The organism is Saccharopolyspora hirsuta (assembly GCF_008630535.1).
GTDB lineage: Bacteria > Actinomycetota > Actinomycetes > Mycobacteriales > Pseudonocardiaceae > Saccharopolyspora > Saccharopolyspora hirsuta.
The window spans coordinates 153,498-168,719 of the sequence record NZ_VWPH01000002.1 but is presented as its reverse complement, the minus strand read 5'-3'; the positions used below and the strand labels follow the sequence as shown (position 1 = coordinate 168,719).

Sequence of the window (15,222 nt, the reverse complement as noted above, 5' to 3'; positions counted from 1 at the left end):
CGGAAGGTGCCCGCGACCCGTCCCGCGGAAGAGTGGGACCGATCACCCCGCACCGCCGCGGATCGTGCATCGAAGATCACATTTGCCCAGCTCGGACCGTATGTCTGAGCTCATCGCTGGACCGTTCGGCGGTACCATCACTCGCGCCGGAAGTCCTGCAGGGGCGCTGGACCGGCAGTCGCACCGGTCCGGTTACCCTTCACCCGCTTGGACGCAACAGGCACTGCCGGCCACATCGAGCCGCACAGAGATCAAGGGAGAGCGCTGATGCTCCAGGGCGACACCGCCCCGCCCTCCTCCCGCCGCGCTGACGCACATCCGGAACCGGTCAGCACCATCGTGCTCGCCGCGGGCGAGGGCACCAGGATGCGCTCGGCCACCCCGAAGGTGCTGCACCGGCTCGCGGGCAGGCCGCTGGTCGAGCACGCGGTGCGCGCCGCGGCCGGGGTCGAGCCCGACTCGCTGGTGGTCGTGCTGGGGCACGGCCGCGACGCGGTCGCCGAGCACCTCGACGGCGTGGCCCGCGCGCTGGACCGCCCGATCAGCACCGCGGTCCAGGAGGAGCAGCTGGGCACCGGGCACGCGGTGTCCTGCGGGCTCAGCGCCCTGCCGTCCGGGCTCACCGGCACGGTCCTGGTCAGCTACGGCGACGTGCCGCTGCTGGACAGCGACACCCTGCGCGGGCTGCTCGCCGAGCACACCGGCTCCGGCAACGCGGTCACGGTGCTCACCGCCGTGGTCGACGAGCCCACCGGCTACGGCCGGATGCTGCGCGACGCCGACGGCAACGTCACCGGGATCGTCGAGCAGAAGGACGCCACCCCGGAGCAGGCGGAGATCACCGAGATCAACTCCGGGGTCTACGCCTTCGACGCGGAGGTGCTCACCGACGCGCTCAAGCGGCTGTCCACCGACAACGCGCAGGGCGAGCTCTACCTGACCGACGTGCTGTCCATCGCGCGCGCCGACGGCCGCCCGGTGGGCGCGCTGGTGTGCGCCGACCCGTGGCTGGTCGAGGGCGTCAACGACCGGGTGCAGCTGGCCCGGCTCGGCGCCGAGCTCAACCGCCGCCTGCTGCTGCGCTGGATGCGCGAGGGCGTCACGATCACCGACCCCGGGTCGGTGTGGCTGGACTGCGACGTGCAGCTGGACCGCGACGTGCTGATCGAACCGGGCGTGCAGCTGCGCGCCGGGACCACCGTCGGCGAGGGCGCGACCATCGGCCCGGACACCACGCTGGCCGGGTGCACCGTGCACCCCGGCGCGTCCGTGGTGCGCACCCACGGCGAGGGCGCGGAGATCGGGCCGGGCGCCAAGGTCGGGCCGTTCGCGTTCCTGCGCCCCGGCACCCGGCTCGCCGCGAAGGGCAAGATCGGCACCTTCGTGGAGACCAAGAACGCCGAGATCGGCGAGGGCACCAAGGTCCCGCACCTGACCTACGTGGGCGACGCGACGATCGGTGCGGGCACCAACATCGGCGCGGCCACGATCTTCGTCAACTACGACGGGGTGAACAAGCACCGCACCGTGATCGGGTCGCACGCCCGGACCGGCGCGGACAACACCTTCGTCGCCCCGGTCGAGATCGGCGACGGCGCCTACACCGCCGCCGGTTCGACGATCACCCAGGATGTCCCGCCGGGGGCGATGGCCGTCGCCCGCGGCAGGCAACGCAACGTCGAGGGCTGGGTGGCCAGGCGCCGCCCCGGCACCCCGGCGGACGAGGCCGCACAGCAGGCCTTGGCGAAGGAACCGACCACCAATCCGACGGAAGACGCCCAACGACGGACGTCGAACGGGGAGGGACGATGACCGTGAGTGCCATGTCTGCGACCCCGAAGAAGAGCCTCAAGCTCTTCTCCGGTAGCAGTCACCCGGAACTTGCCGAGGAGGTGGCCAAGCAGCTCGACGTAACGGTCACGCCCCAGGCTGCCTACAAGTTCGCCAACGGCGAGATCTTCGTGCGCTACGACGAGTCGGTGCGCGGTTGCGACGCGTTCGTCATCCAGTCGCACTGCAACCCGCTCAACGACGCCATCATGGAGCAGCTGATCATGGTGGACGCGCTCAAGCGCGCCAGCGCCAAGCGCATCACCGTGGTCATGCCGTTCTACGGCTACGCCCGGCAGGACAAGAAGCACAAGGGCCGCGAGCCGATCTCGGCGCGGCTGATCGCGGACCTGTTCAAGACCGCCGGTGCCGACCGCATCATGGCCATCGACCTGCACACCGACCAGATCCAGGGCTTCTTCGACGGTCCGGTGGACCACCTGATGGCGCAGAAGCTGCTGGCCAGCTACATCCGCGACACCTACGCGGACGAGCAGATCACCGTGGTCTCCCCCGACTCCGGCCGCGTCCGGGTGGCGGAGAAGTGGGCCGACGACCTGGGCGGCACCCCGCTGGCGTTCATCCACAAGACCCGCGACCCCAGCAAGCCCAACCAGGTGGTCGCCAACCGCGTCGTGGGTGACGTCGAGGGTCGGCTGTGCGTGCTGGTGGACGACATGATCGACACCGGCGGCACGATCACCAAGGCCACCGAGCAGCTGCTGGCCGCGGGCGCCAAGGACGTGATCATCGCGGCGACGCACGCGGTGCTGTCCGGCCCGGCGGTGGAGCGCCTGTCCTCCTGCGGCGCGAAGGAGGTCGTGCTGACCAACACGCTGCCGATCCCGGAGGAGCGCCGCTTCCCGAACCTCACGGTCCTGTCGATCGCCCCGCTCGTCGCCGAGGCGATCCACCAGGTCTTCGAGGACGGCTCGGTCACCAGCCTCTTCGACGGCCGCGCCTGATCCCAGAGCGCAGAACGGCCCCGGTCCACTTCGGTGGGTCCGGGGCCGTTTCGCGTTCCGGTGCGATTTCAATGGAAATCAGGCACGCGATTTCCACTGAAATCGCGGAGGTCGTCCGCACCCGTCGGCGTGTCAGGCCCCGACACGCCGACGGAACGCAACTTCAAGGGAAATCGGACGTCCGATTTCCCTTGAAATCGGGTCAGACGGTGGTGACGACCTCGTCGTAGTCCAAGCGGGGCAGGCGGTCGAACCAGGCGTTCTCGGCGGGCTTGCCGATGTTGACCACCACCAGGACCTGCTGCTTGCCGTCCGGGAAGAACTCCTGGTTGATGCCCGCCGCGTCGAAGCCGGTCATCGGGCCCGCGGCCAGGCCCGCCGCGCGCACGCCGAGGATGAAGTAGGCGACCTGCAGGCTCGCGTTGAGCTTCGCGTTCTGCGCGCGGAACTCGTCGTCGGCGAAGATGTCCTTGGCGTTCGGGTTGTGCGGGAACACCCGCGGCAGGTTCTCGTGGAAGTCGGTGTCGGCGGCCAGGACCGCCACCAGCGGGGCCTGCTCGGTCTTGGCCCGGTTGCCCTCCATCAGGTGCGGCAGCAGGCGCTGCCTGCCCTCGTCGGAGCGCACCAGCACGATCCGCAGCGGCTGCTGGTTCATCGAGGTCGGGGCCCACTTGACCAGGTCGTAGATGGCCTGGACCTGCTCGTCGGACACCGGCTCGTCGGTGAACGCGTTCGCGGTGCGGGCCTCGCGGAACAGCAGGTCCTGCGCCTCGGCGCCGAGCACGAGCTGCGCCTGGTCGGTAGCGGTCATGGTGTCCTCTCCCAAGGGGTCGGGTCGCGGTGGGACCGCCCCGGGCGGCGATCCCACCTCCGACAACCTCATTGAACCTTCAAGTATTCCCGGTTCAGGAGAAGACCCCGACCAGCTCGTTGAACGCCACGCCGACGAACAGCGCCAGGCACAGGACCAGCATCGTGTTCGACAGCCACCGCGACCGGTGCTCGGCGGGCATCATCGACTTCGAGTTCAGCAGCACCAGCAGGGTGCCCGCCAGGAACGGCATGAACAGCGCGCCCAGCACGCCGTACACCACGGTCAGCTGGAACGGCTTGCCCAGGAACAGCAGCAGCATCGGCGGGAAGGTCAACCACAGCAGGTAGACCCGGTACGCGGTGCTGTTCATCCCGGCCTTGTGGTCGTAGTCGGCCGCGGTCTCCGGCGGCGCCTCCTTGGGCAGCCGCCAGGTGCGCCACCAGTCGGCGAACAGCAGGCTGACGCCGTTCCACACGCCGATCACCGAGCTGAACGCGACCGCGAAGAAGCCCACCAGGAACGGGATCCGGGCCCACTGCCCGTAGTCCGCCGCCAGCGTGTCGCCCAGCTGCAGCAGGCCCTTGTCCCCGCTGGTCAGGTCGTGCCCGAGCAGGATCTCCGCGCCGACCACCAGCATCGCCACCACGAAGATCCCGGTGGTGATGTAGCCGACGGCGTTGTCCGCGCGCATGAACGGCATCCAGCTCGGCGCCCGCCACCCCTTGGCGAAGGTCCAGTAGCCGTAGGCGGCCATCGTGATCGTGCCGCCGACGCCGCCCATCAGGCCGAGGACGTAGGCGACCGAGCCGTCCGGCAGCGTCGGCACCAGCCCCTCGCCCAGCTCCAGCAGGTTCGGGCCGACCATGACCGCGGTGCCCACCACGGTCACGAACATGACCCCGACCAGCACCGTCATGATCTTCTCGAGCAGCGCGTAGCGGCCGAACCAGACCAGCGCCAGCCCGAGCAGACCGCAGATGATCGCCCACCCGGCGACCGGCAGCACCGGGAACAGCGCGTTCAGCGGCAGCGCCGAGGCGGACATCGCGGTGGCGCCGTAGACGAAGCCCCACACCACCGCGTAGGCGCCGAAGTAGCCGACCGCCCAGCGCCCCATGGTCCGCCAGCCGGCCAGCATGGTGCGCCCGGAGGCCAGGTGCCAGCGCCCCACGGCCTCGCCGAGCGCCAGCTTGAAGAGCGTGCCCAGCACCACCGCCCAGAACAGGGTGTACCCGTAGCGGGACCCGGCGACGAGGGTGGCGACCAGGTCGCCGGCACCGACACCGGTCGCCGCGGCCATGATGCCGGGCCCGACCTGCTTGAGCCTGGCCTTCCAGGTCGCTTCGGGGGCGGTGGCGCCCGTGGTGTTCGCGTCAGCAGCCATGCCGGGGAAGCTAACCCGAAATTCCGGGCATTATCGATCCCGGCGACCGAACCGTGACGTCACCGATCAGTACCCGACGGTGAAGCGCTGCCTCCGGTGCGCGGGCTCCTCCAGCTCGTCGACGAACGCGATCGCGTAGTCGTCGCCGCCGATCGCGGAGTTGCCGTCGGCGTCGGTGACCAGCACCTCGCCGCCGAGCCGGTAGGTGCCGGTGCGCTCGCCCGGCGCGTAGGCGCCGAAGGTGCCCGCGGGGCTGAGGTAGAACCAGTCCACCCCCTCCGGGGCCTCGCGCAGCGCCGCCAGCACCTCGGCGTGCGCGCTCGCCTCCGGCTTGAACTCCGCCGGGAACTCCGGGGTGTCGATCACCCGCGGCCCGTCCTCGGACACCCGCAGGCTGCCCGCGCCGCCGACCACGCCGATCCGGACGCCGTGCCGCTCGGCAGCGGCGAACAGGGTGGGCAGCGCGTCGAGCAGCTTCGTGCCGTCGGGCATCGGGCGGCCGGGGATCGCCACGACCACCGCGTCCGCCCCGGCGGTCACGTCGAGCACGAAGTCCGCGTCGTGCAGCGAACCCGCCGCCTTCGGCTCCGGCAGCGCACCGGCGTTCCGGGCGATCCCGAGCACCTCGTGCCCGCGCCGCACCGCTTCCTCCCGGATCCGGCCGCCCGCGTAACCGGTGGCGCCGAACAGAACCAGTCGCATCACAATCCTCCTTGGATAAGTCCTGGTCAGCGACGATAACCACTGGTTACCGGTGACTTCAAAGTGCGCCGCGCACCTGGCGGTAACCATCGAGGTGAACGGCCCGCCCGGCGGCGCCGCAGCGGCGGGGTCACCCGTGCGAAAACGACTATGCGAGCACCGTTTAGACTATTCGGGTTGCCTCGGCGAGGTCGGGACGTTCGCCCGGCGTGATCGGCGCGGTGGCACGGTGGCCGCCGACCCACTCGGTTGGCGCACTGATGTCGCTCGTACCCCGGGGTGCCGTTTCGCGGCACCGCGTCGATTCGCTCCAGTAGCGCGCCCCACCGCCGCAGGCCAGCGACCAATTCACGTTCGCCCGACGTCATGAGGAGTGCACCACCGTGTCCGAGGTACGTATCGCCGTCGAACAGCGCACCGAGTTCGGCAAGGGTGCGGCCCGCCGCACCCGTCGCGCCGGCAAGATCCCCGCGGTCCTCTACGGCCACGGCTCCGACCCGAAGCACCTGTCCCTGCCGACCGTGGAGTTCGCCCGCGCCATCCGCGAGAACGGGCACAACGCGGTCCTCACGCTCGACGTGGCCGGCGGTGACAGCGAGCTCGCGCTGACCAAGACCATCACCAGCCACCCGATCAAGGGCTACATCGAGCACGTCGACCTGCTGCTGGTCAAGCGCGGCGAGAAGGTCACCGTCGCGGTGCCGGTCGTGCTCAGCGGCGAAGCCGGCCCCGGCAGCCTGGTCAGCCAGGAGACCACCGAGGTCGAGGTGGAGGCCGAGGCCCTGCACATCCCGGAGCAGCTGGAGCTGTCCATCGCCGGTGCCGAGGTCGGCACCCAGCTGCACGCCTCCGACATCCAGCTGCCGTCGGGCGTGACCCTGCAGTCCGACCCGGAGACCCTGGTCGTCAACATCACCGAGGCCGCCGCGGCGATGGCCGAGGAGCCCGCCGCCGAGGAGGCCGCCGAGGGCGAGGCCGCGGAGGCCTGATCCCCCGGACGTCGGGCGCACGGCGCGCTGCTCCGCTCCGGCGGGGCAGCGCGCAGCGTGTCCGTTGACGGGTGAGCAGAATGGGGTGCGGCCTGCGCCGTCGTCGCACACCCAGGTAGAGCAGGAGACTTCCCGTGACTTCCCCGGACGCGGTTTCGCTGATCGTCGGGCTCGGCAACCCCGGCCCGCGCTACGTCGGCAACCGGCACAACATCGGTTTCCTGGTCGCCGACGAGCTCGCCGACCGGGTCGGCGGGAAGTTCAAGGCGCACAAGTCCGGCGCCGAGGTCGTCGAAGGACGCCTCGGCGGGGCGCGCGCCGTGCTGGTCAAGCCCCGGTCGTTCATGAACCTCTCCGGCGGGCCGGTGGCCGGCGCGGTGAAGTTCTACAAGGTGCCGCCGGAATCGCTGATCGTGATCCACGACGAGCTGGACCTGCCGTTCGGCACCATCCGCCTCAAGCGCGGCGGCGGCGAGAACGGCCACAACGGCCTGCGCTCGATCACCAAGTCCCTCGGCACCCGCGACTACGTGCGGGTGCGCTTCGGCATCGGCCGCCCGCCCGGCCGGATGGACCCGGCCGACTACGTGCTGAAGGACTTCGCCACCGTCGAGCGCAAGGAACTGGCGTACTTCATCGACGTCTGCGCCGACGCCGTGGAGGCGGTGGCCACCAAGGGCCTCGAAGCCGCCCAGAACCAGTTCCACTGACCAAAGAGCTTTCCCGGCTCGTTCTGCGTGGCGGTGCCGGTAGCGGTGCCAGCTGCGGGGGCGGGCTATGCGCCTGCGGCGCGTGCGACATCTCCCGGAACGGGGCACGTTGATTGTCGCGGCTGCGGCCACCACCCGAGGTGCAAAGGCTCACCGGCCCCGCGCGACACGCCCGGGCGCGCGGGAAACTCCGCGATTTCAATGGAAATCGGACCTCTGATTTCCATTGAAATCGCGTGTCGACGCCGTCAGTCGGACGGGACGAGGGAGGCGGTGGCCGCTCGGCGGAGCTTGCCGGAGGGGGTCTTGGGCAGCGAGCCCGGCGCGAGCACCACGACCGCCGACGGCCGGACGCCGACCGCGTCGACCACGCGGGCCGCGACCTCCTTGCGCAGCGCCTTCTCCGCCGCTTCGTCACCGGCCAGGCGGGACTCCAGCACCACCGCGAACCGCTCGCGGCGGCTGCCCGCCTCCTGCCGGACCGCGGCGGCGTTGCCCGCGCGCACCCCTTCGACCTCGCAGGCGGCCCGCTCGATGTCGATCGGGTAGATGTTGCGGCCGCCCATGATGATCACGTCCTTGCGCCGACCGCAGATCACCACCTGCCCGTCGACCAGGTAGCCGTCGTCCCCGGTGTCCAGCCAGCCGTCACCGTCCTGCGTGGACAGCGGGCCGTCGACGGTGAGGTAGCCCGGCGTCACCGCGGCCCCGCGGATCCGCAGCCGCCCGACCTCCCGCTCCCCCAGCCGCCGCCCGGCGTCGTCCACGACGTCGACCTCCAGGCCCGGCAGCGGTCCGCCGAGCAGCGCGAACTGCCGCGCCCGCGCGGAATCCGGCGGCACCGGCTCGGCCCGCCGCTGCTGCTCCAGCGCGTCGGCGTCGACCACGTCGACCTCCAGACCGCGCCCGAGCGGCGCGAAGGAGACCGCCAGCGTCGCCTCCGCCATGCCGAAGGCGCACACCATGCTGGTCGGGCTGAGCCCGAAGCGGGTGCCCGCCTCGGTGAAGGTCCGCACCGCCGCCGGGTCGATCGGCTCCGCGCCGTTGAGCGTGAAGCGGACGCTGGACAGGTCGAAGTCGCCGTCGTCGGCGCGGGCCATCCGGCGGCCGACGATCGCGTAGGCGAAGTTCGGCGCCGCCGTCACGGTGCCGCGGTACTTGGTGATCAGCTCGGGCCACAGCAGCGGCCGGGCCAGGAAGTCCGCCGGGGTGACCTTGACCGCCGACATGCCGATGGCCATCGGCACGGTCAGGCAGCCGACCATCCCCATGTCGTGGAACAGCGGCAGCCAGGACACCGCCACATCGCGCTCGGCGTCCAGCTCGGCGGCCTCGACCATCGCCAGCAGGTTCGCGTGCAGGTTGCCGTGGGTGATCCGCACCGCCTTGGGATCGGCGGTGGACCCGCTGGTCAGCTGCAGCAGCGCGGTGACGTCCTCACCCACCTCGACCGGTCCGGCCAGCGGCGCGGCATCGGCCGCGGCGAGCTCGGCCAGGTCCCGGTGCGCGATCGAGTTCTCCTCCAGCAACCCGGACAGCTCCTCGAACGGCGGCCCCAGCAGCACCAGCCGAGCGCCGATCATCTTCAGCACCCGCAGCGTGTCCTCGGCCCAGTGCGCGAGATCGGTCCGCGGCGTCGGCTGGTGCAGCATGGTCACGCTGCCGCCGCCGAGCCACACCGCCTGCACCGCAGGCGCGATCAGCCCCGGATCAGCGGCCAGGATCGCAACGGCCGAACCGGGCGTGAGGTCGTCCCCGAGCGCCCCGGCGATCCGCAGCGCCTCGGCGTGCACCTGCCCCCAAGTCCGGAACAACGGCTGCTCGGGCTCGCCCGTGGTGAGCCCCCGCCCGCTCCCGCCGGAGTTCCGCTGCGCCGACGCCACGAGCGTCTCCACGAACCGACTCATGTGACGCAGCTTACGATCCGTACGATCACCCGCACAAAAGACGCGCTCAACAACTCCGCCGTCACCACGCGCCCCGGATCACCCCAGTTGGTCGGCGAGTTCCATCCAGCGGGCTTCGACGTCTTCCTTCTCCTGGTGCAGTGCGCGCAGCTCGCTGTTCAGCTCCGCCAGCCGCTCCGGCTCCGTCGCGGCCTCCGCGAGCTTCTCGTGCAACTTCTGCTCGCGCTCCGCGAGCTTGTCGAGCTGCCGCTCGCAGCGCGCGAGCTCCTTGCGCGCCGCGTGCTCCTCCGCGCCCGACAGGCCTCGCGGCTTCGCCGCGTCGGTCGCCTGCTTGCCGACGCTGGTCTCCGCCGCCAGCAGGGACTCCCGGCGCTCCAGGTACTCGTCGATGCCGCCCGGCAGGTGCGTCAGCCGACCGTCGCCGAACAGCGCGTACACGCTGTCGCACACCCGCTCCACCAGGTACCGGTCGTGCGAGACGACCACCAGCGTGCCCGGCCAGCCGTCGAGCAGGTCCTCCAGCTGCTGCAGGGTGTCGATGTCCAGGTCGTTGGTGGGCTCGTCCAGGACCAGCACGTTCGGCTCGGCCATCAGCAGCCGCGCCAGCTGCAGCCGACGGCGCTCACCGCCGGAGAGGTCCTCGACCGGCGTCCACTGGCGGCCCTTGCCGAACCCGAACCGCTCCCCCAGCTGCGAGGCGGACAGCTCGTACTTGCCGAGGGTGACCCGCTCGGCGACGTTCTCGATCGCCTCCCGCACCCGCCAGTGGCCGGGCAGGTCGTGCAGCTCCTGGGTGAGGTGCGCCAGGCGCACCGTCTTGCCCTCGATCCGCTTGCCCGCGTCCGGTTCGCGCTCCCCGGCGAGCAGCTTCAGCAGCGTCGTCTTCCCGGAGCCGTTGACGCCGACCAGGCCCAGCCGGTCGCCGGGGCCGATCCGCCAGGTCACGCCGTCCAGCAGGGTCCGGTCGGCGACCCGGAGGTCGACGTCCTCCAGCTCCAGCACGGTCTTGCCCAGCCGCCGCTTGGCGAAGGCGACCAGCTCCGCGGAGTCGCGCGGTTCCGGCACGTCGGAGATCAGCGCCTCGGCCGCCTCCACCCGGTAGCGCGGCTTGGACGTGCGGGCCTTGGCGCCGCGCTGCAGCCAGGCGAGCTCCTTGCGCGCGAGGTTCTGCCGCTTCTCCTCGGCGGCCTGCGCGATGCGGGCGCGCTCGGCGCGGGCGAAGATCCAGTCCGCGTAGCCGCCCTCGTACTGCTCGACGCGGCCGTCGACGACCTCCCAGGTCCGGTTGCAGACGGTGTCCAGGAACCAGCGGTCGTGGGTGACGACCACCAGCGCGCACTTGCGCTCCAGCAGGTGGTCGGCCAGCCAGCGCACGCCTTCGACGTCGAGGTGGTTGGTCGGCTCGTCCAGCACCAGCAGGTCGATGTCGCGGACCAGCGCGGCGGCCAGCGCGACCCGGCGCCGCTCGCCGCCGGAGAAGTCCTTGACCGGGGTGTCCAGCCCGAGCTTGGTCATGCCGAGCCCGCTGAGCACGGAGCGCACCTTCGCGTCGGCGGCCCACTCGTGCTCGGCGGTGAAGCCGTGCGGGTCGAGCACCGCGTTGCGCACGGTCGCGTCCTCGGGGAGCTCGGTGCGCTGGGTGACCACGGCCATCCGCAGGTCGCGCGACTGGCTCACCCGGCCGTCGTCCGGTTCGGCGAGACCGGCGAGCACCTCCAGCAGCGTCGTCTTGCCGCCGCCGTTGAGCCCGACGACCCCGATCCGCTCGCCCGCCGACACGCCCAGGGACACGCCGTCCAGCAGCGGGCGCACGCCGTAGCTCTTGTGGACCGATTCGAGATTGACCAGGTTCACCATCGAGTGCTCGTCTACTCCATCAACTGCGTTGCGTGGTCACGGGAAACCACAGTTTCAATTGAAACTGTGAACCGCCGCGGGTGGTGACCGCAGTTTCAATGGAAACTGCGGATCGGACGCTCGGGTGCCGCACCCGTCGGGCGGTCACCTAGGCGTGGACCTGAGGCGGGGTGGGGCGGTGGGCCGGTTCCTCGGACACGAGCTTCGCGCCCGGCACCGGGCCGTGGGCCACGCGGACCGTCCGGCAGACGCCCGCGCCGGAGAGCTCCGCGGCCACGCGCACCGCCGCGTCCGCGTCCGTGCACAGGAACGCGCAGGTCGGCCCGGAACCGGAGACAATCCCGGCGAGCGCGCCCGCCTGCACGCCCGCGCGCAGCGTCCGGCGCAGGCCGGGGCGCAGCGAGACCGCGGCGGCCTGCAGGTCGTTGCCCAGCAGCAGCGCGAGCTGGCGGGGATCGCCGGACGCCAGCGCCTCCAGCAGCGGCTCGACCTCGCCCACCCGGTTCGGCCGGGACTCGGCGCGCAGCCGGTCCAGCTCGGTGTAGGCGGCGGGAGTGCTCAGCCCGCGCCGGTCGAGCGCGATCACCCAGTGGAAGGTGTGCCGGGCCAGCACCGGGACCAGCCGCTCACCGCGGCCCGTGCCCAGCGCGGTGCCGCCCTGCAGGGAGAACGGGACGTCGCTGCCCAGCTTCGCGGCGAACTCGCTGAGCTCGTCGCGCCCCAGCTCCAGCCGCCAGAGCTGGTTGAGCGCCAGCAGCGTGGCGGCCGCGTCCGCGCTGCCCCCGGCCATGCCCCCGGCGACCGGGATGCCCTTGTTGATCGACAGCCGCACGCCGGGTTCCTCCGGGTCCCGACCGCTGTGCTCGGCGAGCAGCTGCACCGCCTTCCACGCCAGGTTGCTGGCGCCGGTGGGCACCGAGTCGGCGCCCTCGCCGTGCACGTCGATGCCGGGTTCCTCGGCGGCCAGCACGGTCACCTCGTCGGTCAACGACAGCGCCTGGAAGACGGTGACCAGCTCGTGGTAGCCGTCCGGCCGGGCATCCCCGACCGAGAGGTGCAGGTTCACCTTGGCCGGTACGCGAACGGTGATGGGGGTAGGAACCACGGAGAGCACACTTAGAGCGTACGTGCCCGAGGAACCCCACCGCCGACTATGTGTCCGTCCTGGCTCACCTTTCTCAGCGAGGAAACAGCGGAGGGCACCGCCCGGGCCGCAGCCCGGAGGGTGCCCTCCGCCGAACGCCGCCGGTCAGGCGGCCGGGATGACGGCCACGCCGCCCCACTTCTGGTTGATGAAGTCCTTGACCTGCTGCGAGCGCAGCAGCTCGGCCAGCTTCAAGATCCGCGGGTCCTTCGCCAGCGCCGGGGTGGTCACCAGGCCGTTGGCGTACGGGTTGCCCTCCGGGCTCTCCACGACCACCGGGTTCTGCAGGTTGGCCTTGATCGCGTAGTTGCCGTTGACCACCGCGGCGGCGGCGTCGTCCACCGAGCGCGGCAGCTGGTCCGGCGAGAGGTCCTTGAAGTCGATGTTCTTCGGGTTCTCCGCGATCGCGGACGCCAGCCGGGTGCCGACCGCGGCCTCCGGCTTGAGCTTGATCAGCCCGCCCTGCTCCAGCAGCTTCAGGCCGCGGAACTGGTTGGCCGGGTCGTTGGACAGCGTGACGGTCGCGCCGTTCGGGATCTCCTGCAGCGACTTGAACTGCTTGGAGTACACCGCCAGCGGCTCCAGGTGCACCGGCGCGACCCACTCGAAGTCACCGCCGCGCTGCTTGCGGTACTCCTCCAGGTACGGGACGTGCTGGAAGTAGTTGGCCTCCAGCTCGCCGTGCGCCACCGCCTCGTTCGGCCGGTTGTAGTCGTCGAACTTGACGATCTCGATGTCGATCCCGGCCTGCTCCGCCAGGTTGTCCTTGACGTACTCGAGGATCTCGCCGTGCGGCGTCGGGTTGACCCCGACCCGGATCGGGGCGTTGGGGTCGTCGGCGGCCGACGAGCCGCCACCGCACGCGGTCAACGCCAGACCGGCGGCGGCCACCAGGGCAGCGAAGCGCAAACGCATCAGGAAATGTCCTTTCTGGACGTCAGAACGGGAACGCGTTCCCGAACGAGGGGGGATCGCGGGATCCGAAGATCGTCGAAGCTCGGTTTTGCCTTTGAAGCGGCGAAGCCGCTTAGCCCACCTGCGCCACCGGCACCGCTAGGCAAAACGAGCCGGGAACAGGCCGTCAGCCAGCCGCGGTGCGGCGGCGGTCGACCAGCTTGGCCGCGAGGTCGGTGATCAGCTGCATCCCGAACGCCAGGATCGCCAGGACCACGACCGAGCCGTACAGCAGGCGGTCGTCGTAGCCCTGGTAGCCGTCCTGGATCGCGGTGGTGCCCAGGCCGCCACCGCCGATGGCGCCCGCCATCGCGGCGTAGCCGATCAGCGCCACCGCGGTGACGCCGACCGCGCCGACCAGCGCGGCCCGCGCCTCGCCGAGCAGCACCGTCCACACGATCCGCAGACGGCTCGATCCCGTGGTGATGGCCGCTTCCACGACGGTGAAGCTGACCTCGCGCAACGCGTTCTGCGTCAGCCGCGCGAAGAACGGGACCGCGCCGATGGTCAGCGGCACGATCACCGCCGTGTTGCCGATCGACGTGCCGATCAGCAACCGGGTGAACGACGCCAGCACCACCAGCAGCACCACGAACGGCACCGAGCGCACGACGTCGACCACGACGCCGAGCACCCGGTACAGCGCGGGCTTCGGGTTCAGCCCGACCGGCGAGCTCAGGTGCAGCAGAACACCGAGCGGCAGGCCTCCGAGCACTGCCAGCAGGGTGGACACCAACACCATGTAGAGCGTGCCGAGCGTTGCCTCACCGAGGATTTCGAAGACCTCCGACCAGGGGGTCACATCAGTCACGCAGCAACTCCGTCAACGCACACCGGGGCGCGTCGCACGTGCGCGTCCCGCTCGACCATCCACTTCAGCGCAGCCTCCGCGCGCTCGCCGCTCAGGCCGACCTTGAACTTCGCCACCGGCGTGTCGCCGAGGCGGGTCAGCCCACCGCCGAGGATCGCCAGTTCGACGCCGAACCGGCTGGCCGCCTCCGGCAGCAGCGCCCCGACCGCGGCGAAGCCGACCAGCACGACCTCGGCGACCACGTCGTGGCGGCCGTCGGTCGGGCGCAGCGGCTCGGCCTGGTCGGTGGCGGGCAGCAGCGTCGAGCTGACCCGGCTGCCGGGCTCGGCGACCAGGTCGAGCACCTTGCCGTGCTCGACCACGCGGCCGCCGTCCAGCACCGCGACGTCGTCGGCGATCTTGCGCACCACGGCCATGTCGTGGGTGACCACCAGGACGGTGACGCCGAGTTCGGCGCGGGCGCGGTCCAGCACGGTCAGCACCGAGTCGGTGGTGCCGGGGTCCAGCGCGGAGGTCGGTTCGTCGGCCAGCAGCACCGACGGCTTGGCGGCCAGCGCGCGGGCGACCGCGATCCGCTGCCGCTGCCCGCCGGAGAGCTGGTCGGGGTAGACCGAGGCCTTGTCGGTCAGGCCGACGAGGTCCAGCAGCTCGCCGACGCGGCTGCGCCGCTGCGGGCCGGACATGCCGGCCGCCTCCAGCGGCAGCGCGACGTTGCCCGCGGCGGTGCGCTGCCGCAGCAGCGAATCCCCTTGCGGCACAACGCCGATCTGCCGACGGGCGGCGCGCAGCGCCTTGCCGTCGAGGGAGACCAGGTCGGTGCCGTCGACCCGGATGGCGCCCGCGTCCGGCTTCTCCAGCAGGGCGATGCAGCGCGCCAGGGTGGACTTGCCGGCGCCGCTGGGACCGACCACGCCGCACACCGCGCCGGCCGGGACCTCCATGGTGACGCCGTCGAGGGCGCGCACGGTGCCGTTGTTGTGCTGGAAGGACTTGGTCAGGTTCTCGACTGTGATCACGATCGGCTCCACATCAGCTCGCGACGGCCGCGCTCCGCGCAGGAGCAGCTGGCCAGGGAACTTCGGAAAGGGAGGAAGGGCTGGGTCACATCTCGCGACGACAGGCGGTGGTGGTGCGCCGCCCGTGGTCGATGACGCG

The 15,222-nt window shown here is 71.3% G+C and carries 13 protein-coding genes; 4 read left to right on the top strand and 9 right to left on the bottom strand.

All coding sequences use genetic code 11. The features are described from left to right. The first annotated feature begins 267 nt into the window (after positions 1 to 267). Positions 268 to 1,812 carry a bifunctional UDP-N-acetylglucosamine diphosphorylase/glucosamine-1-phosphate N-acetyltransferase GlmU gene (glmU, locus tag F1721_RS03855; RefSeq protein WP_150065143.1) on the top strand — a complete coding sequence of 515 codons (1,545 nt, stop codon included), beginning with the start codon at positions 268 to 270 and terminating at the stop codon, positions 1,810 to 1,812. Positions 1,813 to 1,823: 11 nt separating this feature from the next. Continuing rightward, positions 1,824 to 2,795 (top strand): ribose-phosphate diphosphokinase, encoded by a 972-nt coding sequence (locus F1721_RS03850; protein ID WP_246154192.1) that lies wholly within the window; start codon positions 1,824 to 1,826, stop codon positions 2,793 to 2,795. 202 nt (positions 2,796 to 2,997) lie between these two features. On the opposite strand, the gene F1721_RS03845 is transcribed toward F1721_RS03850, so the two are convergent. The 3 genes from F1721_RS03845 to F1721_RS03835 all read right to left on the bottom strand — a co-directional run bounded on the left by F1721_RS03845 (position 2,998) and on the right by F1721_RS03835 (position 5,698). Then, the gene (locus F1721_RS03845; RefSeq protein WP_150065141.1) at positions 2,998 to 3,606 is read right to left on the bottom strand and encodes a malonic semialdehyde reductase; all 609 of its coding nucleotides are present in this window, start codon (positions 3,604 to 3,606) and stop codon (positions 2,998 to 3,000) included. A gap of 94 nt (positions 3,607 to 3,700) precedes the next feature. Beyond that, entirely contained in the window at positions 3,701 to 4,993 is a 1,293-nt protein-coding gene (locus F1721_RS03840; RefSeq protein WP_150065140.1) for an Nramp family divalent metal transporter, read from the bottom strand. A gap of 66 nt (positions 4,994 to 5,059) precedes the next feature. Next, positions 5,060 to 5,698 (bottom strand): NAD(P)-dependent oxidoreductase, encoded by a 639-nt coding sequence (locus F1721_RS03835; protein ID WP_170301342.1) that lies wholly within the window; start codon positions 5,696 to 5,698, stop codon positions 5,060 to 5,062. Positions 5,699 to 6,078: 380 nt separating this feature from the next. Here F1721_RS03835 and F1721_RS03830 point away from each other — a divergent pair, with 380 nt between their 5' ends. Both F1721_RS03830 and pth read left to right on the top strand, forming a co-directional pair. Further along, positions 6,079 to 6,684, top strand: coding sequence for a 50S ribosomal protein L25/general stress protein Ctc (locus F1721_RS03830; RefSeq protein ID WP_150065138.1), 606 nt, complete (start codon positions 6,079 to 6,081; stop codon positions 6,682 to 6,684). 134 nt (positions 6,685 to 6,818) lie between these two features. Further along, positions 6,819 to 7,394, top strand: coding sequence for an aminoacyl-tRNA hydrolase (gene pth / locus F1721_RS03825; protein WP_150065137.1), 576 nt, complete (start codon positions 6,819 to 6,821; stop codon positions 7,392 to 7,394). Between the two features lie 248 nt (positions 7,395 to 7,642). Here the strand turns inward: pth and F1721_RS03820 are convergent, their stop codons facing one another. The 6 genes from F1721_RS03820 to F1721_RS03795 form a co-directional block, all read right to left on the bottom strand. After that, the gene (locus F1721_RS03820) at positions 7,643 to 9,301 is read right to left on the bottom strand and encodes a fatty acyl-AMP ligase (protein ID WP_150065136.1); all 1,659 of its coding nucleotides are present in this window, start codon (positions 9,299 to 9,301) and stop codon (positions 7,643 to 7,645) included. Positions 9,302 to 9,379: 78 nt separating this feature from the next. After that, positions 9,380 to 11,158: an ABC-F family ATP-binding cassette domain-containing protein gene (locus F1721_RS03815; protein ID WP_150065135.1), complete on the bottom strand. Its 1,779-nt coding sequence runs from the start codon at positions 11,156 to 11,158 to the stop codon at positions 9,380 to 9,382. Between the two features lie 148 nt (positions 11,159 to 11,306). Then, complete coding sequence (locus tag F1721_RS03810) at positions 11,307 to 12,263, bottom strand: 4-(cytidine 5'-diphospho)-2-C-methyl-D-erythritol kinase (protein WP_211840323.1); 957 nt, start codon at positions 12,261 to 12,263, stop codon at positions 11,307 to 11,309. A gap of 144 nt (positions 12,264 to 12,407) precedes the next feature. Beyond that, positions 12,408 to 13,217, bottom strand: coding sequence for a MetQ/NlpA family ABC transporter substrate-binding protein (locus tag F1721_RS03805; protein ID WP_150065133.1), 810 nt, complete (start codon positions 13,215 to 13,217; stop codon positions 12,408 to 12,410). 166 nt (positions 13,218 to 13,383) lie between these two features. Beyond that, positions 13,384 to 14,067: an ABC transporter permease subunit gene (locus F1721_RS03800; protein ID WP_170301341.1), complete on the bottom strand. Its 684-nt coding sequence runs from the start codon at positions 14,065 to 14,067 to the stop codon at positions 13,384 to 13,386. After that, positions 14,064 to 15,083: a methionine ABC transporter ATP-binding protein gene (locus F1721_RS03795; RefSeq protein WP_150065132.1), complete on the bottom strand. Its 1,020-nt coding sequence runs from the start codon at positions 15,081 to 15,083 to the stop codon at positions 14,064 to 14,066. The genes F1721_RS03800 and F1721_RS03795 overlap by 4 nt, the downstream gene beginning before the upstream one ends. Positions 15,084 to 15,222 lie beyond the last annotated feature (139 nt).